The sequence below is a fragment of the Rhodococcus tibetensis genome (genome assembly GCF_024438035.1).
GTDB lineage: Bacteria > Actinomycetota > Actinomycetes > Mycobacteriales > Mycobacteriaceae > Rhodococcus_F > Rhodococcus_F tibetensis.
The window spans coordinates 266,584-286,168 of record NZ_JANFQF010000004.1 but is presented as its reverse complement, the minus strand read 5'-3'; the positions used below and the strand labels follow the sequence as shown (position 1 = coordinate 286,168).

The window sequence follows — 19,585 nt, the reverse complement described above, 5'->3', positions numbered from 1 at the left end:
GGGTCGGTCGCTCAACGGTTCGGATCGGCGGGCAACGTGAACGTGAAGACCGCCCCGTGCGGATCGTTCTCGCGCGCGCTGAGTGTCCCGCCCTGGCGGGAGATGATGCGGTGGCTCAGCGCGAGCCCGATTCCGTGACCCGTGGACTTCGAGGTGAACGCCCCGTCGAAGATTCGACCGTCCGGGATGTGCGAGAGACCCTTGCCGTGGTCTTCGACCCTCACGACGCCCTCCGTCTCGGTGATGTCGGTGCGTACCGTCACGATGCGGTCGGCTGCCGGCCATTCCGCCATCTCGTCGATGGCGTTGAAACACAGGTTCAGGATGACCTGCCCGGTGAGCACACGTTCGCACACGACGGCAACCGTGTCCTGCGCACGGAGGTACTCGACGTGAACACCCCTCTGCCGCGCCCGGATGTCGATGAAGTACGCGCATTCGTCGACGATGTCGTTGAGATCGACGATCTGCTGTGACTCCTCGAGTTGCGTCACGTACTCACGCAGACTCCGGACGATCTGATTGGCCCGGTCGATCTGTTTGCGCGCCTCCCCCAGGCCCCAGCTCACCTCGTCGTGACCGCTCCTGCCGTCGTCGAGGCGGCTCTGCGTTCCGGCGATGAAATTGGTGGCGGCCGCGAGCGGCTGGGCCAGCTCGTGGGCGATGGCCATGGCCATGTCGCCCATCGCGTTGTAGCGGGCCAGGTAGTTGAGGTACTGCGAGTCCCGTTCGTGCTCCTGCTCGGTGCGGACGTGTTCGGTGACGTCGTGGAAGAGCAGGAGGTGGCCGCTCAGATCGTTCTCGATACCGATGTGCTGGCAGCTCCCCGCATGCCACCGGCGCTCCTCGGCTGTCAGTTCCACCTCGTAGCGCAGGCTCTGGGAACCCCCGCCTGCGGTCGTCAGCCGCAGGGCGCGGCGCACGCTCTCCCGTGACTGACCCGCCCGGCAGAATTCCGTGAAGCGTTCGCCGACAAGCGATGCCACCGGAACCTTCAGGAGGTCCGACGCCGCCTCGCTTGCATACGTGATACGACTGTCGTCGTCCAGGACGAGGATTCCTTCGGCCATGTTCCGCAGGAACGCGGCCAGCCGGGCCTCCGTGCGGGTGAGGTCGGCCTCGGTGCGGGTGAGGTCGCGGCGCATCGACGTTTCCTGCTCGATGTCGCGGAACTGCACCATCACCACGGTTCGGGCACTCAGCTCGACCCGGATCGCGATCGCCTCCGTCAGGACTTCTCGCCCGCTCTTCGCGCGATACGCCCATTCGATGACCGCCGCCCCATTGTCGACAGCCTCCTGCAGCCACCGCCGTCCCACCGACCTGCGGTACCGCTTCGCCGGGGAACTCATATCGGGCGCCTTGAGCGGTTTGAGCTCTTCGACCGTGAACTCGAGCAGTTCGGACGCAGCCCGGTTCGCCCAGAGGATGTCTTTGGTGGCCGCATCGTGGACCAGGACGCAGTAGCGAAGGGACTCGACGAGTCGTTCGTAGTCGGACGGCGCGAGATCGGACAATGCGGCCTCCTTCGGCTCATCTCGAGTCTACTGAGCGGACGGACCGCGGACACGATAGGGAAATCCTTTACTCCGAGGCGACATCTCTGCACGTCCGCGGGAGGAAGCACCGATTGAGTGATGCCCGCCACCGCAATAGCGTGAGTTCGACACGAAAAACGCCACACCCCTTCTACTTCGCGTCGATCGGAGTATTTGATGACCAACGCACCGACCCTCGACACGACGGACGCCGCCGCGAACGGGACGCTGTCGTTCGAGGACGTCCTCGAGCACGTCGCACTGCGGCGGGAAGAATTCGCTCGCCAGAAGTTCGTGCCTCGCGACATGATCGACGAGTTCAAGCAGATCGGCATCTACCGCGCGGCGACACCCCGCCAATTCGGCGGCGACGCGCTGCCCCCGAGCGAGTTTCTGCGGATGATCGAACGCATCTCCGCGGTGGACGCGTCGGCGGGCTGGGTTGCCAGCTTCGGCTCCGCCCTCGTCTACCTGGCGGCACTGCCACTCGCGACGCAGGCGGAGTTGTACAAGGACAGCCCCGACCTCGTTTTCGCCGGCGGCCTGTTCCCGGTGCAACCCGCCGAACAGGTGCCCGGAGGCCTGAAGATCCACGGGCAGTGGAAATTCGCCAGCGGATGCAAGGGCGCTGACATTCTCGGCGTCGGGATTCGCGGCGGCGACTCCACGGCGGGGAAGCCGCGCACCGCCCTGCTGTGGCCGAAGGACGTCGAGATCGTCGAGAACTGGGACGTGGTCGGTCTGTCGGGCACCGGAAGCCACGAACTGAAGGTCGACGGCGTTGTCGTACCCGAGGACTGGACATTCATCCGGGGCGGAACCCCCACCGTCGACGAACCCCTCTACCGCTACCCCTCCATCGCCTACGCCGCCCAGGTCCTGGCCGTCGTCAATCTCGGAGTGGGCCGCGCCGCGCTCGACTACGCGATCAAGGTCGGAGCGGGACGCACAGGAATCACCGGAGCACCCAAGCTCGCCGATCGCGCCTACTATCGCATCGACCTGGCCAAGGCGGAGGCGACGCTGAGGTCTGCCCGTGCCTTCTTCTACGAGGTCACCGACGAGGCGTACGCCACGGTGGTCGCCGGCGACCCCGTCCCGGACAAGCTTGCGGCCCTTCTTCGCCTTTCGTCGACGCACGTGGCCAAGGCGGGCGCCTCCGCCGTGCACACCGCATTCCAGTTGTCGGGCACCGGCGCGATCTACGACGGCAACGCGATGCAGCGGTACATGCGCGAGGCCCTTGTCCCGCCGCAGCACGCCTTCCTCGGCGACGGCATCTACGACAGCGCCGGTGCGGTGCTCATGGACATCCCGCCGTTCCCCGGCTTCATCTGACCACCCCGCTTTCAATCGAGGAGACCATTCGTGAGTGACACCAAGACCGCACCGCTGCGAGTCCTGTTCTGCATCGGCATCAACCAGAACTTCTTCGACCTCCCGACCGGCCAGGGCGGGCTGGTGTGGAAGGCGTTCTCCGGGATGATGGACGCGGTGGCCGACACACCCGGGGTCCGGGTGATCGGGGACATCGACGACGACAGCCACATGGTCGGACCGTCGGACGGCTGGCCGTGGACCTGCTACATTCTCGCCGACGTCGACACCCAGGAGACCGTCAAGGCCGTCTGCAACCTCTTCCGCACCACCCCTGTCGGCGAGTACACGTTGTGGCGATACGCGAAGATCGAAGCCCGCATCGGCCGTGCGCTCACCGTCCGCGAAGACGTCGACCTCGGCGCGTGAGCGGAATGCACTCTGCGACCGCGGCCGAGCGCATCGAGAGCCGTGCGGCCGTGCACCGCGTGATGTGTCGCTACATGGAACTGTGCGATGTTCCCTCCGTGGCGTTTTCGGTGGAGGAACTCGCCTCGCTGTTCACGCCCGACGCAGTGTGGGAAGGCATCGGCGCCGAGTACGCGCACAAGTTCGGCACGCGGCGGGGCCGGCCGGAGATCGCCGGAATGCTCACCGCGTACCTTCCACCGAACTCCCATTTCCGGGGAAATGTGCACCTGCTCGGCAATGAGCAGATCGAGGTGGACGGCCCCGAGGCGCAGGGGCGGTGGATCATGCAGCAGCTGTCGCGATACGAGGACGGATCGGCCGAACTGCTCGTCGCACGCATCACCGCCGAGTGTGAAGTTCGGGGCGGTATCGCCCGAATCAAGCACTTCACGACCGAGAAGCTGTTCGTCACTCGCCTCGACGAGGCGACACGACTGCTCGAATCGAATGGAAAGAGAACGTGATGACCACTTCCCTGGATCCCACCAACTTCGCGGACCTCGCCACGGACGACCGCGTGGACGGATCGCTGTACACCGACCCCGACATGTTCGAGGCGGAACTCGAGAGGATCTTCTACCGCACCTGGGTATGGGTTGCCCACGAGAGCGAGATACCCGAGGCCGGAAGCTACAAGATGGCGACCATCGGCCGGCAACCGGTGATCGTCAACCGCGACCGCAAGGGGAACTTCAACGTCCTGCTGAACCGGTGCCGCCACCGCGGGGCCAGCGTCTGCGAGGTCCCCAAGGGCAAGGCGAACGGGTTCACCTGCCCGTATCACAGCTGGTCGTATGCCCTTGACGGTCGTCTGCGCGGAATTCCGTACCCCGACGGTTACGACGAGAACCTCGACAAGAAGGACCTCCCCCTCCAGAGCCTGCGGGTGGAGTCGTACGCCGGCATGATCTTCGCCAGCTTCAACCCCGACGTCGAACCCCTCGCCGACTTCCTCGGCGACGCGAAGGTGTGGATGGACCTGTTCATGAAGCAGGGCGCCGGATACCCCATCAAGACGCAGGGCGAACATTGCTTCCGCTTCCGCGGAAACTGGAAGATCCAGTTGGAGAACACCACCGACGGATACCACTTCCCGATCGTGCACCGGTCCTGGATGTCCTCCGTCGACGCCGAGACCGCCGACATGCTCTCCTTCATGACCGACGACAACGCCGTCACCCACGCTCTCGGAAACGGCCACAGCGTCGCCATCATGGTCCCGGAGCACGTCGACCTGGACCACGACGACGGCACCGAGAAGATTCAGGCGCGTTTCGACCACATCGTCGAAGAACTGTCGAAGACGATGCCCGCCGACAAGGTCCGCCGCATCGTCCGCTCCATGCACGGCGCCGGGTTCAACCTCAACATCTTCCCCAACGTCGCGATGTCGATGTCGTTCTTCCGGGTACTGCGCCCGATCTCCGTCGACGAGACCGAGATCCGGCACATCGCCCTCGGCATGGACGGCGGCCCGGAGATCGTCAACCGCGAACGCCTCCGCATCCACGAACACTTCCAGGGCCCGTTCGGGTTCGGGAGCCCCGACGATTCCGAGGCCTGGGACCGGGTACAACGCGGATCCCGCGGCGCGCCCGGAATGCCGATCATGGTGAACCGCGGTCTCAATCGTGAAGCGCTCGACAGCGACGGACACCGCACCTCGCACGTCACCGACGAAACCGGAATGCGCGAGGCCTACGCAATGTGGAAGAGGATGATGACCGATGAGCACTGACCTGATGACCGCCCAACTCGCCGACACCCGCGGTATGCAGGCGATCGAACTCATCTGGCACGAAGCGGCACTCCTCGACGCCAAGGACTACCAGACCTGGGACGCCCTCTGGACCGACGAAGGCCGGTACGTCATCCCCATCGACCCGGACACCGACGACTTCGACGGATCGCTGAACATGGTCAACGACGACACTCGCATGCGGCGCATGCGTATCGAACGCCTGACCTCCGGCTACTCGATGTCCGCGCTCGCCGCCGCCCGGACGGTCCGCACCGTCTCGCGGTTCACGGTCGAGGAACGGACCGAGGACTCGATCACGGTGAGGTCCGCGCAGATCCTCGTGGGCTTCAAGCGCGACGACCAGCAGACCCTCGCCGCCGACGTCACGCACCGCATTCGCTACACCGAGAGCGGGCCGCGGTTGGACCTCAAGGTCATCCGGCTCGTCAACTCCCAGGCAGCGGTCAACGCCTCCGGCTACCTGCTCTGACCAGCACTTTCCGCACCTTATCGATCGAACAGGAGCTCGACGTGGATTCTGTCGCAGTAGTCACCGGTGGCGGACGCGGCCTCGGTGCCGCGATCGCACACCAGTTGCACGACCGCGGATACCGCGTCGCGGTCGCGGACATCGACAGCGGTGCCGCGAAAGAGACCGCGGCGCAGCTGGATCCGGACGGCAACACGGCCATCGGCGTGGAACTGGACGTTCGGAAGCGGAAGAGTTTCGAAGCCGTCCGTGACCGGGTGATCGCCGAGTGGGGCGGCATCGACGTCCTCGTCAACAACGCCGGCCGGTCGCAGACGGGCTCGCTGATGGACATCGCGCCGGAGGAATTCTCCGACATCGTCGAGATCAACCTCAACGGGGCCTTTCTCGGCTGCCAGGTGTTCGGAAGCTACTTCGCCGAGAAGCGATACGGCAGAATCGTCAACATCGCGTCGCTGGCGGGACAGAACGGTGGCACGGCGACCGGCGCGCACTACGCCGCGGCCAAGGGCGGCGTCGGCACACTGACCAAGGTCTTCGCACGCGAACTCGCCCCGTCGGGTGTCACCGTCAACGCGGTCTCCCCCGGGCCGCTGGACCTGCCCATCGTGCGCGAGACGGTGCCCGCGGACAAGCTGGCCGCCATCCTCACCACGATTCCGGTGGGCACCCTGGGCTCGCCCGATTTCATTGCCGAGACCGTTGCCCTGCTCGCATCGCCGACGGCCGCGTCGGTCACGGGTGCCTGCTGGGACGTCAACGGCGGCCTGTACATGCGTTGACCCCGCCCGCGGGCGAACGGTCGCAGCACCGGAGGAAGAATCACCATGAGCATGTTCACTGTCAGTGTCGCGGACATTGTCGAGGAAACGCCGGACATCAAGTCGTTCCGGCTTGTTCGGACGGACGGGTCACCGTTCGACCCGTACCCGGCGGGCGCCCACATCGACATCCTCGGTCCCACCGAGGTCCTCACCCAGTACTCACTGTGCAGCCCGCCGCACGAGTCCGAATCGTACGTTGTCGCCGTCAAACGCGAGACCGGCCCGCGCGGTGGCTCGGCCGCGCTGCACGATCGGGTGAGGGTCGGCAGCGAGTTGCAGATCAGTCGGCCCCGCACACTGCTCACGCTCGCCGAAGGCGCGGATCGGCACATCCTCGTCGCGGCGGGGATCGGGCTGACCCCGATGCTGAGTCTGGCGTTCGCGTTGCATCGGCGGGGACAGCAGTTCGACCTGCACTACTTCGCGCGGACGAGGACGCAGGCCGCGTTCGTCGACCTGCTGGAGAGTGCGGATTTCCGCCGTGACGTGCACCTGCACTTCGGCCTGACGAGGGACGACCAGCTCTCCGCCCTCGAGAAGATCCTGGCGGACGCGTCGGCCGCCACCCACGTCTACACTTGCGGCCCCGAAGGTTTCATGGATCGGGTGCGCGGACTGGCGGAACCGGCGGTCGGTGAGGACGCGGTCCATTTCGAACACTTCGAGGCGGCGACACCTGTAGCGACCGGGTCGGACACTGCGTTCGAGGTGGAACTCGACACGGGCGAGGTGTTCGAAGTGCCCGCCGAAAAATCCATCGCCGACGTACTCGAAGAAAACGACATCGAGATCGACACGTCGTGCCGGGAAGGTATCTGCGGCACGTGCGTCCTGGACGTGCTGGAGGGCGAACCCGACCACCGCGACAATTGCCTCACCAAGAGTGAGAGAAAGGCGGGAGACAGAATTGCCGCGTGTGTGTCGCGCGCGAAATCCGGGCGGCTCGTCGTCGAACTTCCCTGAAAGTGCCGAAGAATTTCAGGTCACGGCAATGCCGGCCTGCAGAATATCCCGGACGAGAACCGCGATGCTTTCTGCTCCGGTCTTTTCCTTGATACGTGTGCGATGCACGTCGACCGTCTTCACGCTGATACCCAGCTCCTTGGCGATGTTCTTGCTCGGCAGCCCGTCGAGGACGAGTGCGAGAATTTCCCTTTCCCGCACCGTCAGCGTGTCTATCCGGCCCTGCAATTCCGTTCTGTTGCGCCTCTCGCCGAATCGTTGACGCGCGACCCGGAGCGCATCCTGAATCACATCGAGCATGTGCTGCGGATCGTAGGGCTTCTCGATGAACGTCAGCGCACCCCGCTGCAGCGCCCGCACCGACATCTTGATGTCACCGTGTGCCGATACGAAGATAATCGGGATCGGGGATTCGTCGGCGAGGAGTGCCTCCTGGAGCTGGAATCCCCCGACTTCCGGCATCCGGACATCCAGAACGAGGCAGGCCGGGATGTCGCGACGGTATTCGTCCAGGAACGACTGCACCGAGAAGTAGTACTCCGACGTGATGTTGACCGAATCGAGTAGCCACGCAAGCGATGCGCACAACTCCTGATCGTCGTCGACGATGTAAACCCGTGTTTCCTGCTGATCCATCGAATCCTGCCTCGCACAGATGGCTTGCTTCCTCGTCCAGTGAACACCGACCGTAACGGAAGCGGTAGGCAACTGAAGGAATCCCCTACCCGGGTAGGCGACTTACTGCAAGAAAGTAGCGTCGCCGCCAATGTTCCCACCCAGGTAATTCGTCCTATTCTTCTCGGGGGAACGCGGGCGCACCACGAAAGACACGACTTCCTGTTCCAACTCACGGAGGCTGAAAATGCCCGAACTCACTACCATGCAATCGAGCTTTCGCACCGCCATGGCGAACCTGCCCGCCGCGGTCAACATCGTGACGACCGACGGCCCCGCCGGGCGCTGCGGGATGACGGTCACCGCCGTCTGCTCGGTCACCGACTCCCCGCCCACCGCCCTGGTGTGCGTGAATCAGAACAGTGCAATGCACAACGTGTTCCGGAACAACGGCCGAGTCGGGATCAACGTGCTCTCCGGCGACGACGAAGAGCTGGCCATGCATTTCGCGGGCGCAACGAAAGTCGCGATGGCGGACCGCTTCCACTGGGACATCTGGGAGGAAGACACCGGCGACGGTGTTCCGATCCTGCGCGCCGCCCACGTGGTGCTCGCCGGCCGGATCGCGGACAGCAAGACCGTGGGATCGCATTCGGTGCTGTTCGTCGAACTGGACCGCGTGCAGACGCGCGAACACGGCGACAGCCTCGTCTACTTCCAACGCAAATTCCACCGTTTGTCGGTTCCGGTCGAGTCCCCCGACTGGCTGTTTTACGACGAATGGTCCGATCCGATCACCGTGACGCCCGCACTCGTTCCCGCCGCAGCCGGAGGTAAATAGCCATGGTCACCTCGTCACCGCCCGAACAAGTCCCACAGAACTCCGACCTGCAGGTGCTCGCAGACACGCGCGCCGCCTTGACCTTTCGTCTCAGCGCCCTGGTCCTCGCACTGTTCCTGCCCCTGCCGATCCTCGGTGGGTTCACCTCGCTGCTGGACGGCGTCGTCTTCAGCGGTGTCACCGTGGCGTGGCTCTACGCGGTCGCGCAATTCGTCGTCGCCATCGTCGTGGCCCGGTACTACATGGCGCGGGCAGCCGAACTCGACTCCCGGACCGCCTCGCGGGCGAAAGGATAACAGCCATGAACCTCGTCTCCGCATCACTTTTCGCGGCCCTCGTCGCCGTCACCCTGATGATCACCGCGTGGGCTTCCAAGAGGAACAAGTCCGCCGCCGATCACTACGTCGCGGGCGGCAGCCTCACCGGCAGGCAGAACGGTGTCGCCATCGCCGGCGACTTCATCTCTGCCGCCTCGTTTCTCGGCGTCACCGGTGCGATCGCGCTGACCGGTTTCAACGGCTTCTATCTCGCGGTCTTCGTGCCCGTCGCGTTCGTCCTCGCGATGCTGCTGATCGCGGAACCCCTGCGCAACCTCGGCCGCTTCACGCTGGCGGATGTCCTCGCCACCCGGTTCCCCGGCAAGGACGTGCGATCGATGATGGCCATCAGCACGGTGGTGATCAGCGTGGTCTATCTCGTATCACAGCTGGTCGGGGCCGCGCTTCTGGTGTCGTTGCTGTTCGACCTCGACTACGCCATGGCCGTGTTGATCATCGGAACACTCACCACCGCATACACACTGGTGGGCGGAATGCTCGCCACCAGCTGGATCCAGATCATCAAGACCGGTCTTCTCATGGTCTGCGCCGTGGTGCTGTTCGTTCTCGTGCTGGTGCGGTTCGATTTCAACCCCTTCGGCCCGTTCAGCACGGCGCTCGCCGAGTTCGGGCAATCGTTCGTCGCGCCGCAGCGCACGTCCGGTGCCGCGTCGTTCGATCAGTTGTCGCAGACCGTCGGGCTCGTCCTCGGCGTGCTCGGCCTGCCGCACGTCATGATCCGATTCCTCACCGTTCCGGACGCGAAGCAGGCGAGAACGTCCGCCTACACGGCGATCTGGATCTTCTTCGCCTTCTACCTGCTGGTCCCCGTGCTCGGCTACGGCGCCGCCAAGCTGGTCGGTGTCGAGGTGATCAAGTCCGAGAATAGGGGCGGCAACCTCGCGGTCGCGCAGCTCGCCGAGACGGTCGGCGGCGGCGTCCTGCTGGCGTTCGTCGCGGCCGTGGCGTTCGTGACCATTCTGGCCGCACTGTCCGGCCTGGTGATCGCCACCTCCGGTGCGATCGCACACGACTTGTACGGGCAGGTCATCAGGAACGGGTCGGTGTCGGCGAAGGCTCAGCACCGCGCAGCCCGCGTCGCGACGGTGGCCACCTGCGTCATCGGTGTCGCCATCGCCTTCGCCGCGCAGAAGCAGAACGTCGCGTTCCTCGCGTCACTGGGCATGTCCATCGCCGCGTGCGCGAACCTGCCCGCACTGCTGCTGACCATGTACTGGAAGCGCATGACGGCGCGTGCCGTCCTCTCCGGCATCGTGGTCGGGCTCGTCCTGTCGGTCACCGTCATTCTGCTCAGCCCCGTCGTGCAGGGACCGGACTCCATTCTCGGATTCTCGAACCCGGCACTCGCCGTGGCACCCCTCTCGCTGGCGGTGTCCATCATCGTCGCGCTGGTGTCGGCGCCGTCCGGGGAGACGAAAGCGCGAGCAGATCGCCTCTTCTCGGTGATGCGCACCCGAGCGCTCACCGGGCAGACCGAGACGACGAACGACGACACGATGGTGGCGATGCAATGAAGACGGAACTACGGTCACCGACCCCACTCCGGGACCTGGTAGAGCAGCTGGCGACGGGCGGGACAACGCCGATCGACGTGGCGGAGGCTGCACTCGCTCGGATCGCGGATCTCGATCCGGAAATCCACGCCTGGGCCCACCTCGACGCCGACGCGGTGCGGTCCGCGGCCGCCCGGATCCAGGACGGCGGCCCCGGCGGCGCGCTCTGGGGCGTTCCCGTCGGCGTCAAGGATCTCATCGACGTCGCCGGGATGCCGACGCGCTGCGGCAGTGAGCTGCGGAGTACGGACCCGGCGACGACGGACGCCGACTGTGTGGCGCGGTCGCGCGCACTCGGCGCGCTCCCGTTCGGCAAGACCGTCACCACCGAGTTCGGGTACTTCAAGCCCGGCCCGACCCGCAATCCCCGCGCCCTGGACCACACGCCCGGCGGGTCGTCGAGCGGCTCGGCGGCAGCGGTGGCCGCCGGCATGGTGCCGCTGGCGTTCGGCACGCAGACCGCGGGGTCGCTGACGAGGCCGGCGTCGTTCTGCGGAGTCGCAGGTTTCGTCACCGCCCACGGCGAACTCCCTACCGCGGGCATCACCGGATTGAGTCCCAGTCTCGACACGGTCGGGCTGCTGGCACGAACCGTGCCCGATCTCCACTTCGCGTGGACAGCGCTGCGCGACGGCACGCGGGCGCCCGTCCTCGTGCCTTTCGCGCCGAGCCGGCTTCGCCTGTGGAGTGGGTTCGAGCTCGGCGAGGTGTCCCGAGAGATGACGGCGGCGCTCAGGACGACCACCGATTCCGCCGAGTCGGCGGGGATCCCATGTCGTGAGTTGGACGCCGCCGCAACGATCGTGGCACTGACGGAACACCACCACACGGTGATGGTGTACGAGGCGGCCAGAGAACGCGCCGCCGAGGCCGCGCAGCCCGACAAGATCAGCGCACCCCTCGCCGAACTGTTCGCCGCGGGGGCAGCGACCACCGAGGCGGACTACCGCGCCGCCCTCGCCGGCATCCGCGAGACCCGGCAGCTGCTGCTCACGGCGTTGGACGAGGACGAAGCCATCCTCGGGCCCGCGACGCTCGGCGCCGCTCCACCCGCGCACGACGCGACCGGGACGCCCATCCTGAGCCGACCGTGGCAGGCCATGGGTCTGCCGGTGATCACGATCCCCGGGAAGCGTGACAGCGCGGGGCTTCCCCTCGGATTGCAGCTGATCGGACGTCCCGGTGCCGAGCAACGCCTGTTCGAGACAGCCGCGTGGCTGGAATCCGTGCTCTGACAACGACAGAAGGTTGTCAGCCGACGAAGATCGACGGCTCGCGATCCTTCCACGGCGCCGCCTGCTCCAACTGCGCAGCCACCTGCAGCAGCAGATCTTCTCTGCCGGTGGCCGCGACGAGTTGGATCCCGATGGGGAGGCCCTCCCGGCTCAGCGCGAGCGGCAGGCTGATCGCGGGGTGCCCGGACACGTTGAACGGTGCGGTGAACGGCCCGAACTCGAAGATGCGGCGTAGCCACGAGCGCACGCTGTGGCGGGGGTCGTCGTAGTCGAGGGTGCCGTGCGGCACCGGAAGCCACGCGACGGTCGGTGTCACCAGCAGATCGAATCGGGTGAAGAACAGTCCGATGGACCGGGTGACCCGGTGTTGCGCGTCGAGTGCTGCCGCGACGTCGAGTGCAGTGAACGCCTGGGTCTCCTGCAGCACTGTCCGCGAGACCGCCTCGAGCAGAGCGGGATCGGGCCTGCGTGGAGCGCGCAGGATCGCCGCACCCGTGGCGATCGCAGTGAGTGTCGACGCCTCGACGACGTCCTCCGCGGCGAATTGCGGGCGCGTCTCGGTCACGGTGTGGCCGATCCATTCGAGGATCGTGCCGGCGGCGACCGTGGCCTCCGATACCTGCACGTCGACGGAACTGACACCCCACGGCTCGGTTGTCAGGGTCACCCGCAGACGGCCGGGATCGGCGCGTATCGTGTCGGCGTAAAGGCCGGGCGGCGCGGGGGCGGTGTACTTTTCACCGACCGCCGGGGCGGCAACGGCGTCCAGCAGGTGGGCCGTGTCGCGGATGGTTCGGGTGAGGGCGAACTCGTAGATGTGCCCGAACCCGGCCTCGCCGACCAATGGGCCGCAGGGGATTCGGCCGCGGCTCGGCTTCAGGCCGACGAGCCCGCAGCACGAGGCAGGCACCCGTACCGAACCGGCGCCGTCGTTGCCGTGCGCCAGCGGAACCGCCCCGGCGGCGACGAGCGCGGCGGATCCGCCACTCGACCCGCCGGTTCCCCGATCGAGCGCCCACGGATTGCGTGTCGGCCCGTACCGCACCGGCTCCGTCGCGAAGTTCAGTCCGAACTCCGGCGCCGTGGTCTGCCCCAGCGCCACCAGTCCGGCCGACCGGAACCGGGACATCAGTTCGTGATCCACACCGGCGACCGCGCCGCGGATGCTGCGGCTGCCGAGTGTGAACGGCACACCCTTCGCGAACGGGCCGCTGTCCTTGATGACGAACGGCACCCCCGCCAGTGGACCGTCGGAGCGGTGATCGAGGGCCGGATCGAACATCGGCAGGGTCAGTGCGCCGAGGTCGGCATCGGCCTGCGCGATCGCCTCGCGCGCAACGGCTTCGACCTCCGTCGCCGTCACCTCACCGGCCCGGATCAGCTCACTCAGGCCGACGGCGTCGAGCCTGGTGTACTCGTGCAGTTCCAGCGGTCCCACTCCTCAGGTCGCGACGACCGTTCCAGTTTGACCCGAGGGGCGGTACGACGCGACCGAATTTCTGCCGCCGTCATGCGGTGGTCGACAGCAGTTCCTGTTCACGGAAGGCTCGCGGCGAGACCCCGTACGTCTCCTTGAACAGCCGCGAGAAGTGCGACGAGTTGACGAGACCGTACCGGGCACAGATGGTTCCGATGCTGTCGCCGCGGAATCGGATTTCCTTGAGATCGCGGCGGCACTTCTCGAGCCTGCGGTGGCGGATCCATCCGGCCACCGTGTGTCCGTCCGCCTCGAACATCTTCTGCAGGTGCCGCGTCGACACGTGGTGGTGGGCCGCCACTGCGGCCGTGTCGAGCGTGGGGTCGTGCAGGTGCGCGTCGATGAATGACTTCACAGCGAGCAGCAACGACGCGCCGGGAGCGGTGGCGTCGGCGGGCGACTCCGATTGCACCGCGGCACCGAGCAGGTCGAGCACCGCGTCCTCGACGAGGGGTGTGGTCGGCATGGTGCCGGTCACGACGGAGTGGTGGAGGTTCGTCAGGAAGGGCGAGACCAGCGCGCCCATCCCGGTGCTGCCGCGGATGCGGCGCGCGGAGACGGTGCCCAGTTCCCGCGAGGCGATGCGGAGCAGTTCGCGGGGGAACATCAGCACGAACATGCTGAAGTCGCCCGCGAAGTGCAGGTCGTACGGCTTGCTGGTGTCGTAGACGGCGAAGTCGCCGGGCCCGAGCACGGCCTCGCGGTCGTCCTGGACGATGACGCCGCTGCCCGACAGTTGCAGGCCCACCTTCACCAGGCCGGGGTCGGACCGCTTGATCGACGTGCGGGTCCGGCGGACGTCGACCGCGTGTCCCCCGACCTCGCTGAGCTGCAACCCGCCGAGCGCGGTGGTGCGCAGGGTCCCGGTGAAGCGCCCCGGTCCGTCCTCCGCCGTGGACACCACGGCGAGCGGGACGAATGCCGTGGAGACGGCCTGACGCCAGTGCTCGAACTGCCCGTCGTCACGCGCGGGCCCACCACCGAGACGCACCTTCGATCACCTCACTGAGCGGAGCGGTTGTCGATCAGTCGACGTGCCTTACCGAGTGAGCGTTCGAGGTCGCCGGGAGCGACGACGTCGACCTTCACGCTCACGCCGATCCTATTCTTCACCAGCTTCTGCAGTTCACCCGCGGCCCGCGCGTGGTCGTCGGTCACGGCGTCCGGACGCGATTCCACCCGCACGGTCAGCTCGTCCATGCGGCCCGGGCGGTCGAGGATGCACTGGAACTGGGGGGCCAGCGCCGGCACCGCGAGGATCAGTTCCTCGATCTGGGTGGGGAAGAGGTTCACCCCGCGCAGGATGATCATGTCGTCGGTGCGCCCGGTGACCTTCTGCATCCGCCGCACCGACCGCGCCGTCCCCGGCAGCAGCCGGGTGAGGTCGCGGGTGCGGTACCGGATGATCGGCATCGCCTCCTTGGTCAGCGACGTGAAGACGAGTTCGCCCTCCTCACCGTCGGGCAGCACCTCCCCGGTGACCGGGTCGATGATCTCCGGGTAGAAGTGGTCTTCCCAGATGTGCAGGCCGTCCTTGGTGTCGACGCATTCCATCGCGACACCCGGGCCCATCACCTCGGACAGTCCGTAGATGTCGACGGCGTCCATGTTCAGTTGCTTCTCGAGTTCGGTGCGCATCTCCTCGGTCCACGGCTCCGCCCCGAACACACCGGTCCGCAGCGACGTCTTCGACGGATCGATGCTCTTCTTGATCATCGCGTCGACGATCGTGAGCATGTACGACGGCGTCACCATGATCGCGTCGGGTTCGAAGTCCTCGATCAGCTGGATCTGTCGGTCCGTCATGCCACCGGACATCGGGATCACCGTGCAGCCCAGCCGCTCGGCTCCGTAGTGCGCCCCGAGGCCACCGGTGAACAGGCCGTACCCGTACGCGACGTGCACCTTGTCCGACGGCTTCACCCCACCCGCCCGCAGGCTCCGGGCGACCAGATCGGCCCAGTTGTTCAGGTCACCCGTGGTGTACCCGACGACCGTCGGGCGCCCGGTGGTCCCGGATGAGGCGTGGATGCGCGAAACCTTCTCCTGCGGCACTGCGAACATCTTGAACGGGTAGTTCGCCCGCAGGTCCGCCTTCGCCGTGAACGGGAACTTCGCCAGATCGGACAGGTCCTTCAGGTCACTCGGGTGCACACCGGCGTCGTCGAACGCCTTCCGGTAATGCGGAACGTTGGTGTACGCGTGGAGAAGTGACCACTGCAGGCGTTCGAGTTGCAGCGATGAGATCCGGTCGCGCGTGGCGAACTCGATGTCCTGCGAGGGGGTGGCGATACTGGTCATTCTAGTCTCCGGGGTGTGCGGGCTGGGTATGGTCAGGCGTCGAAATCGACGGTCACGTTGTCGCTGACCGGGAAGGTCTGGCACGTCAGCACGAAGCCGGAGTCGACCTCGTAGTCCTCGAGCGCGTAGTTGCGGCGCATGTCCACGTCACCGCATGTGATCTTGGCGCGGCACGTTCCGCAGACGCCGCCCTTGCAGGCGAACGGAAGGTCCGAGCGGTAATTCTCGGCGGCATCGAGGATCGACTCGTCCCGCGGGAGCGTCGCGGTGGTCGAGCGACCGTCCAGGACGAGCGTCACCTCACTGCTCGGCCCGGTGACGCCGGGCTCGCGGTGGGTTTCCATGGGCGGGGGCACGTCGTCGACGAAGAACAACTCGTGATGCACGCGGCTCTTGTCGATCTGCAAGTCGCCGAGAACCGTCTCGGCATCGGTGACCATGCCGTACGGGCCGCACAGCCAGAAGTGATCGATGTCGGCCACGGGGACCACGGCGTCGAAGATGGCGCGGAGCCGGTCGGCGTCGAGGCGGCCGGTGAACAGTTCGACCTCGCGGGGCTCGCGGGACAGGACATGGATGATGTCGAAGCGCGATCCGTACGTGTCCTTGAGGTCGGCGATCTCCTCGGCGAACATCACCGAGCGAGTGCGCCGGTTGCCGTACAGGAGAACGACTTCGGCCTCGGGGTTGGCGAGCATCGACGCGGCGATCGACAGCATCGGCGTGATGCCCGATCCGGCGGCGATCAGTACGTGGCGACCGCCGGCCGCCGGGTCGGCGACGAACGTTCCGCTCGGACCCTGCACCTCGATCCGGTCGCCGGGCCGAACGTCGCGCACGAGCCACGTCGAGAACAGACCGTCGGACACCTCGCGCACACCGACCCTCGGCGCGAAACCGGCAGGCGCGCAGATGGAGTACGAGCGGCGGTGTTCGACACCGTCGATCGTCCGCCGCAGCGTGAGCGACTGTCCGGGACCGAACGCGAACTCGTCGGCGAGCTCGGCGGGAACGTCGAACGTGACCGCGACCGCGTCGTCGCACAGGGATTCGACGTCGGCGACGGTGAGGGTGTGAAACGCCCTGTTGCGCAATGCCGCGCCGGGTTTCGGGGAGACCGCTGTGGTCATGGTCAGATTTCCTTCACGTGATCGAAGGGCTCGAGGCAGTCCAGGCACCGGTAGAGCGCCTTGCATAGCGTCGCCCCGAATTCCGAGTCGAGCCGGGTGTTCGCCGAGTGGCACTTGGGGCATGCCACGGGTCGCGGCTTGACGGTGAGCGTCAACGGCACCGGACCCGATGTGCGTCGCGGCGCGGGACCGGGTGTCGAGTAGCCGTTCTCGCGGAGCTTGCGCCTGCCGTTCTCACTGATCCAGTCCGTGCTCCACGGCGGCGACAGGACGGTCTTGACCTCGACACTGCCGAACCCGGCGTCCTGCAGGGTGTGCTCGATGTCATCCCGCATGGTGGCCATGGCGGGGCAACCGGAATAGGTGGGGGTGATGGTCACGGCCACCGACCCGTCGGCGAATTCCTCGACGTCGCGCAGCACACCCAGATCGGCGAGCGTGAGCATCGGCATCTCGGGGTCGAGCACGGATTCGGCGAGGCGACGGGCGTCGCTGCGCACGGCGGTGGTCATGTCACCACACTCCTTCGGGGTGCGCCCGGGCCACGCTCTGCATCTCGGCGAGCAGCAGTCCGAGCGCCTCGGTGTGCAATCCCTGCCGTCCTGCCCGGCCGCCGACGGTGCCGACGGTCCGGCCGGTCCGTGCGGTGAGCTCGGCGGCGTGCAGCACCTGCTCGAGCACGGAATCGAATTCCTCACGCACGTCCCGCGGATCGACGCCCACCCCCACCGCTGCGAGCGCGAGTTCCTCGGTGGTCGGGACGAACAGTTCCTCGACGTACGGCCACACGTGGGTTAGCGCCGCTTCCATCCTGGTCTTCGACTCCTCCGTGCCGCAGCCGAGCGTCACAACCCAGCGGGCCGCGTAGTCGCGGTGGTAGGTGAGTTCCTTGACACCCTTCACCGCGACCGCCGCGAGGACCGGGTCCCGGGACGCGCGGAGACGATCGAACAGCGCTAGACGCCACGTCGAGAACACCAGCAGTCGCGTGATCGACTGAGCGAAGTCGCCGTTGTCGAGTTCGGCCAGCCGGGTGTTGCGGAACCGATTCTCGTCCCGGAAGAACGCGAGCGCGTCCTCGGCGGGAATGGGGCTCGTCTCCGAGATGTACGGCACGACCGACGCGTCCGCCGCGGCCGCCCGGGCGAGCAGCAGTCGCGCCTGACCGAGCAGGTCGAGTCCGACGTTCGCGAGCGCGACCTCTTCCTCGAGTTCCGGTGCGCGCGTGCTCCACTCGGCAAGACGCTGTGAGCTGATCAGTGCATCGTCACCGAGCATCAGGCAGTAGTCGGCCAGCGCGGAGAGGTCGACGTCCTCCGGAACCGTGGTGTCGACGCCGGCGAGTGGGTCGTCGAAGCTGGTGCCGAACGCCCACTGGCCGTGGCTGTCTTCGTCGACGAGGCCTTCGTAAGCATTGTCGTGATCGGTCATCGTCAGCCTCACATGTGGGGAACGTTGTCGGGGATCTCGTAGAACGTGGGGTGCCGGTACACCTTGTCGCCGCTGGGTGCGAAGTAGGGATCCTTCTCCGACGGGCTGGACGCCACGATCGAACTGGACCGCACCACCCAGATGCTCACGCCCTCGTTTCGGCGGGTGTAGACGTCCCGGGCGTGCCGGACGGCCATCTCGTCGTCGGCGGCGTGCAGGGATCCGACGTGAACGTGATTGAGTCCGCGCTTGCCGCGCAGGAACACCTCGTACAGGGGCCAGTCCGCGCGCACTGCGTTGTCGTCCGTGCTCATCGTGCGTTCTCCTTGCTGCTCTCGCGGCGGGCGAAGGCCGTCGCGGCCTCCCGCACCCACGCCCCGTTCTCGTGTGCTGCCCGCCGGTTGGCGATGCGCTCGACGCTCGATGCGCCGTTGCCCTTGATCACCTGCATGAACTCGCTCCAGTCGGGCTCACCGAAGTCGTGAGCGCCGCGCTCGGCGTTCCACTTCAGGTCCGGATCCGGGAACGTCACGCCGAGCACCTCGGCCTGCGGGATGGACATGTCGACGAAGCGCTGACGGAGTTCGTCGTTGGTGTGCCGCTTGATGCGCCACTTCATCGACTGCTCGGAGTTGGGCGACTGATCGTCCGGCGGTCCGAACATCATCAGCGCCGGCCACCACCAGCGGTTCACCGACTCCTGCACCATCTCGCGCTGGGCGTCGGTGCCGCGCATCATCGTCATCAGCAGTTCGAAGCCCTGCCGCTGGTGGAACGACTCCTCCTTGCACACCCGGATCATCGCCCGCGCGTACGGCCCGAAGGAGCTGCGGCACAACGGGACCTGGTTGCAGATCGCGGCGCCGTCGACGAGCCAGCCGATCACGCCGACGTCGGCGTAGGTCAGCGTCGGGTAGTTGAAGATCGAGGAGTACTTCTGCTTGCCTTCGATCAGCTTGTCGGTGAGGTCGGCGCGATCGGCGCCGAGCGTCTCGGCGGCCGAGTACAGGTACAGGCCGTGCCCGGCCTCGTCTTGAACCTTCGCCATGAGGATCGCCTTCCGGCGCAGCGACGGCGCGCGAGTGAGCCAGTTGCCCTCCGGCTGCATGCCGATGATCTCCGAATGCGCGTGTTGCGCGATCTGCCGGATCAGTGTCTTGCGATAGCCGTCCGGCATCCAATCCCGCGGCTCGACCCTCTGGTCGGTTTCGATGGTGCAGTCGAAGAGCTCTTGCAGCTCTTTAGAAGCGTGTGACGTGGTCATATGTCCTACCTCTATTACCGAATGATCGGTTGGTATCAAGTATGCATGTCAGCCTC

General features: G+C 66.5%; 21 protein-coding genes. 11 read left to right on the top strand and 10 right to left on the bottom strand.

The window, feature by feature from the left end:
• Positions 1–11: 11 nt before the first annotated feature.
• On the bottom strand, positions 12–1,517 hold the full coding sequence (locus NOF53_RS06945) for a PAS domain-containing sensor histidine kinase (protein ID WP_255966671.1): 1,506 nt from the start codon (positions 1,515–1,517) through the stop codon (positions 12–14).
• A gap of 198 nt (positions 1,518–1,715) precedes the next feature.
• Here NOF53_RS06945 and NOF53_RS06940 point away from each other — a divergent pair, with 198 nt between their 5' ends.
• From NOF53_RS06940 to NOF53_RS06910, 7 genes are read left to right on the top strand one after another with little or no spacing between them, the layout of a single operon-like run.
• A complete protein-coding gene (locus NOF53_RS06940; RefSeq protein WP_255966669.1) occupies positions 1,716–2,876 on the top strand; it encodes an acyl-CoA dehydrogenase family protein in 1,161 nt (386 codons plus the stop codon).
• A 30-nt stretch (positions 2,877–2,906) separates the two neighbouring features.
• The gene (locus NOF53_RS06935; protein WP_009475617.1) at positions 2,907–3,284 is read left to right on the top strand and encodes a hypothetical protein; all 378 of its coding nucleotides are present in this window, start codon (positions 2,907–2,909) and stop codon (positions 3,282–3,284) included.
• A 5-nt stretch (positions 3,285–3,289) separates the two neighbouring features.
• Entirely contained in the window at positions 3,290–3,790 is a 501-nt protein-coding gene (locus NOF53_RS06930; protein ID WP_255966733.1) for a nuclear transport factor 2 family protein, read from the top strand.
• Positions 3,790–5,064: an aromatic ring-hydroxylating oxygenase subunit alpha gene (locus tag NOF53_RS06925; protein ID WP_255966666.1), complete on the top strand. Its 1,275-nt coding sequence runs from the start codon at positions 3,790–3,792 to the stop codon at positions 5,062–5,064. The genes NOF53_RS06930 and NOF53_RS06925 overlap by 1 nt, the downstream gene beginning before the upstream one ends.
• Positions 5,054–5,557, top strand: coding sequence for an aromatic-ring-hydroxylating dioxygenase subunit beta (locus NOF53_RS06920; protein ID WP_255966664.1), 504 nt, complete (start codon positions 5,054–5,056; stop codon positions 5,555–5,557). The genes NOF53_RS06925 and NOF53_RS06920 overlap by 11 nt, the downstream gene beginning before the upstream one ends.
• Before the next feature lie 41 nt (positions 5,558–5,598).
• On the top strand, positions 5,599–6,339 hold the full coding sequence (locus NOF53_RS06915) for an SDR family NAD(P)-dependent oxidoreductase (RefSeq protein ID WP_255966663.1): 741 nt from the start codon (positions 5,599–5,601) through the stop codon (positions 6,337–6,339).
• A gap of 45 nt (positions 6,340–6,384) precedes the next feature.
• Positions 6,385–7,344 (top strand): PDR/VanB family oxidoreductase, encoded by a 960-nt coding sequence (locus NOF53_RS06910; RefSeq protein ID WP_255966661.1) that lies wholly within the window; start codon positions 6,385–6,387, stop codon positions 7,342–7,344.
• A 15-nt stretch (positions 7,345–7,359) separates the two neighbouring features.
• Here NOF53_RS06910 and NOF53_RS06905 read toward each other — a convergent pair whose 3' ends face one another.
• Positions 7,360–7,980: a response regulator transcription factor gene (locus NOF53_RS06905; protein WP_011595535.1), complete on the bottom strand. Its 621-nt coding sequence runs from the start codon at positions 7,978–7,980 to the stop codon at positions 7,360–7,362.
• Positions 7,981–8,206: 226 nt separating this feature from the next.
• Here NOF53_RS06905 and NOF53_RS06900 point away from each other — a divergent pair, with 226 nt between their 5' ends.
• From NOF53_RS06900 to NOF53_RS06885, 4 genes are read left to right on the top strand one after another with little or no spacing between them, the layout of a single operon-like run.
• Complete coding sequence (locus tag NOF53_RS06900) at positions 8,207–8,800, top strand: flavin reductase (protein WP_255966658.1); 594 nt, start codon at positions 8,207–8,209, stop codon at positions 8,798–8,800.
• Positions 8,801–8,802: 2 nt separating this feature from the next.
• Positions 8,803–9,096, top strand: a complete 294-nt coding sequence (locus tag NOF53_RS06895; RefSeq protein ID WP_005255961.1) for a DUF485 domain-containing protein — start codon at positions 8,803–8,805, stop codon at positions 9,094–9,096.
• A 5-nt stretch (positions 9,097–9,101) separates the two neighbouring features.
• On the top strand, positions 9,102–10,652 hold the full coding sequence (locus tag NOF53_RS06890) for a solute symporter family protein (protein ID WP_255966654.1): 1,551 nt from the start codon (positions 9,102–9,104) through the stop codon (positions 10,650–10,652).
• Positions 10,649–11,926: an amidase gene (locus tag NOF53_RS06885; RefSeq protein WP_255966652.1), complete on the top strand. Its 1,278-nt coding sequence runs from the start codon at positions 10,649–10,651 to the stop codon at positions 11,924–11,926. The genes NOF53_RS06890 and NOF53_RS06885 overlap by 4 nt, the downstream gene beginning before the upstream one ends.
• Positions 11,927–11,942: 16 nt before the next feature.
• Here the strand turns inward: NOF53_RS06885 and NOF53_RS06880 are convergent, their stop codons facing one another.
• From NOF53_RS06880 to paaA, 8 genes are all read right to left on the bottom strand, one after another.
• A complete protein-coding gene (locus NOF53_RS06880; RefSeq protein WP_255966650.1) occupies positions 11,943–13,364 on the bottom strand; it encodes an amidase in 1,422 nt (473 codons plus the stop codon).
• A 70-nt stretch (positions 13,365–13,434) separates the two neighbouring features.
• On the bottom strand, positions 13,435–14,394 hold the full coding sequence (locus tag NOF53_RS06875) for an AraC-like ligand-binding domain-containing protein (RefSeq protein ID WP_255966644.1): 960 nt from the start codon (positions 14,392–14,394) through the stop codon (positions 13,435–13,437).
• A gap of 11 nt (positions 14,395–14,405) precedes the next feature.
• Entirely contained in the window at positions 14,406–15,704 is a 1,299-nt protein-coding gene (gene paaK, locus NOF53_RS06870) for a phenylacetate--CoA ligase PaaK (RefSeq protein ID WP_255966641.1), read from the bottom strand.
• A gap of 32 nt (positions 15,705–15,736) precedes the next feature.
• Positions 15,737–16,834: a 1,2-phenylacetyl-CoA epoxidase subunit PaaE gene (gene paaE, locus NOF53_RS06865; protein WP_255966640.1), complete on the bottom strand. Its 1,098-nt coding sequence runs from the start codon at positions 16,832–16,834 to the stop codon at positions 15,737–15,739.
• 2 nt (positions 16,835–16,836) lie between these two features.
• Entirely contained in the window at positions 16,837–17,346 is a 510-nt protein-coding gene (gene paaD, locus NOF53_RS06860; RefSeq protein ID WP_255966639.1) for a 1,2-phenylacetyl-CoA epoxidase subunit PaaD, read from the bottom strand.
• A gap of 1 nt (position 17,347) precedes the next feature.
• Positions 17,348–18,265 carry a 1,2-phenylacetyl-CoA epoxidase subunit PaaC gene (gene paaC, locus NOF53_RS06855; RefSeq protein WP_255966638.1) on the bottom strand — a complete coding sequence of 306 codons (918 nt, stop codon included), beginning with the start codon at positions 18,263–18,265 and terminating at the stop codon, positions 17,348–17,350.
• A gap of 8 nt (positions 18,266–18,273) precedes the next feature.
• Positions 18,274–18,579: a 1,2-phenylacetyl-CoA epoxidase subunit PaaB gene (gene paaB, locus NOF53_RS06850; protein ID WP_009475635.1), complete on the bottom strand. Its 306-nt coding sequence runs from the start codon at positions 18,577–18,579 to the stop codon at positions 18,274–18,276.
• Positions 18,576–19,529 carry a 1,2-phenylacetyl-CoA epoxidase subunit PaaA gene (paaA, locus tag NOF53_RS06845; protein WP_255966636.1) on the bottom strand — a complete coding sequence of 318 codons (954 nt, stop codon included), beginning with the start codon at positions 19,527–19,529 and terminating at the stop codon, positions 18,576–18,578. The genes paaB and paaA overlap by 4 nt, the downstream gene beginning before the upstream one ends.
• Positions 19,530–19,585: the final 56 nt, after the last annotated feature.

What these genes read in the sequence shown, in the direction of transcription:
- NOF53_RS06940 (WP_255966669.1), top strand. Translation starts at nt 1,716, where the DNA reads ATGACCAACGCACCGACCCTCGACACGACGGACGCCGCCGCGAACGGG.
- NOF53_RS06930 (WP_255966733.1), top strand. Translation starts at nt 3,290, where the DNA reads ATGCACTCTGCGACCGCGGCCGAGCGCATCGAGAGCCGTGCGGCCGTG.
- NOF53_RS06925 (WP_255966666.1), top strand. Translation starts at nt 3,790, where the DNA reads ATGACCACTTCCCTGGATCCCACCAACTTCGCGGACCTCGCCACGGAC.
- NOF53_RS06920 (WP_255966664.1), top strand. Translation starts at nt 5,054, where the DNA reads ATGAGCACTGACCTGATGACCGCCCAACTCGCCGACACCCGCGGTATG.
- NOF53_RS06910 (WP_255966661.1), top strand. Translation starts at nt 6,385, where the DNA reads ATGAGCATGTTCACTGTCAGTGTCGCGGACATTGTCGAGGAAACGCCG.
- NOF53_RS06905 (WP_011595535.1), bottom strand. Translation starts at nt 7,980, where the DNA reads ATGGATCAGCAGGAAACACGGGTTTACATCGTCGACGACGATCAGGAG.
- NOF53_RS06900 (WP_255966658.1), top strand. Translation starts at nt 8,207, where the DNA reads ATGCCCGAACTCACTACCATGCAATCGAGCTTTCGCACCGCCATGGCG.
- NOF53_RS06895 (WP_005255961.1), top strand. Translation starts at nt 8,803, where the DNA reads ATGGTCACCTCGTCACCGCCCGAACAAGTCCCACAGAACTCCGACCTG.
- NOF53_RS06890 (WP_255966654.1), top strand. Translation starts at nt 9,102, where the DNA reads ATGAACCTCGTCTCCGCATCACTTTTCGCGGCCCTCGTCGCCGTCACC.
- NOF53_RS06885 (WP_255966652.1), top strand. Translation starts at nt 10,649, where the DNA reads ATGAAGACGGAACTACGGTCACCGACCCCACTCCGGGACCTGGTAGAG.
- paaK (WP_255966641.1), bottom strand. Translation starts at nt 15,704, where the DNA reads ATGACCAGTATCGCCACCCCCTCGCAGGACATCGAGTTCGCCACGCGC.
- paaE (WP_255966640.1), bottom strand. Translation starts at nt 16,834, where the DNA reads ATGACCACAGCGGTCTCCCCGAAACCCGGCGCGGCATTGCGCAACAGG.
- paaD (WP_255966639.1), bottom strand. Translation starts at nt 17,346, where the DNA reads ATGACCACCGCCGTGCGCAGCGACGCCCGTCGCCTCGCCGAATCCGTG.
- paaC (WP_255966638.1), bottom strand. Translation starts at nt 18,265, where the DNA reads ATGACCGATCACGACAATGCTTACGAAGGCCTCGTCGACGAAGACAGC.
- paaB (WP_009475635.1), bottom strand. Translation starts at nt 18,579, where the DNA reads ATGAGCACGGACGACAACGCAGTGCGCGCGGACTGGCCCCTGTACGAG.
- paaA (WP_255966636.1), bottom strand. Translation starts at nt 19,529, where the DNA reads ATGACCACGTCACACGCTTCTAAAGAGCTGCAAGAGCTCTTCGACTGC.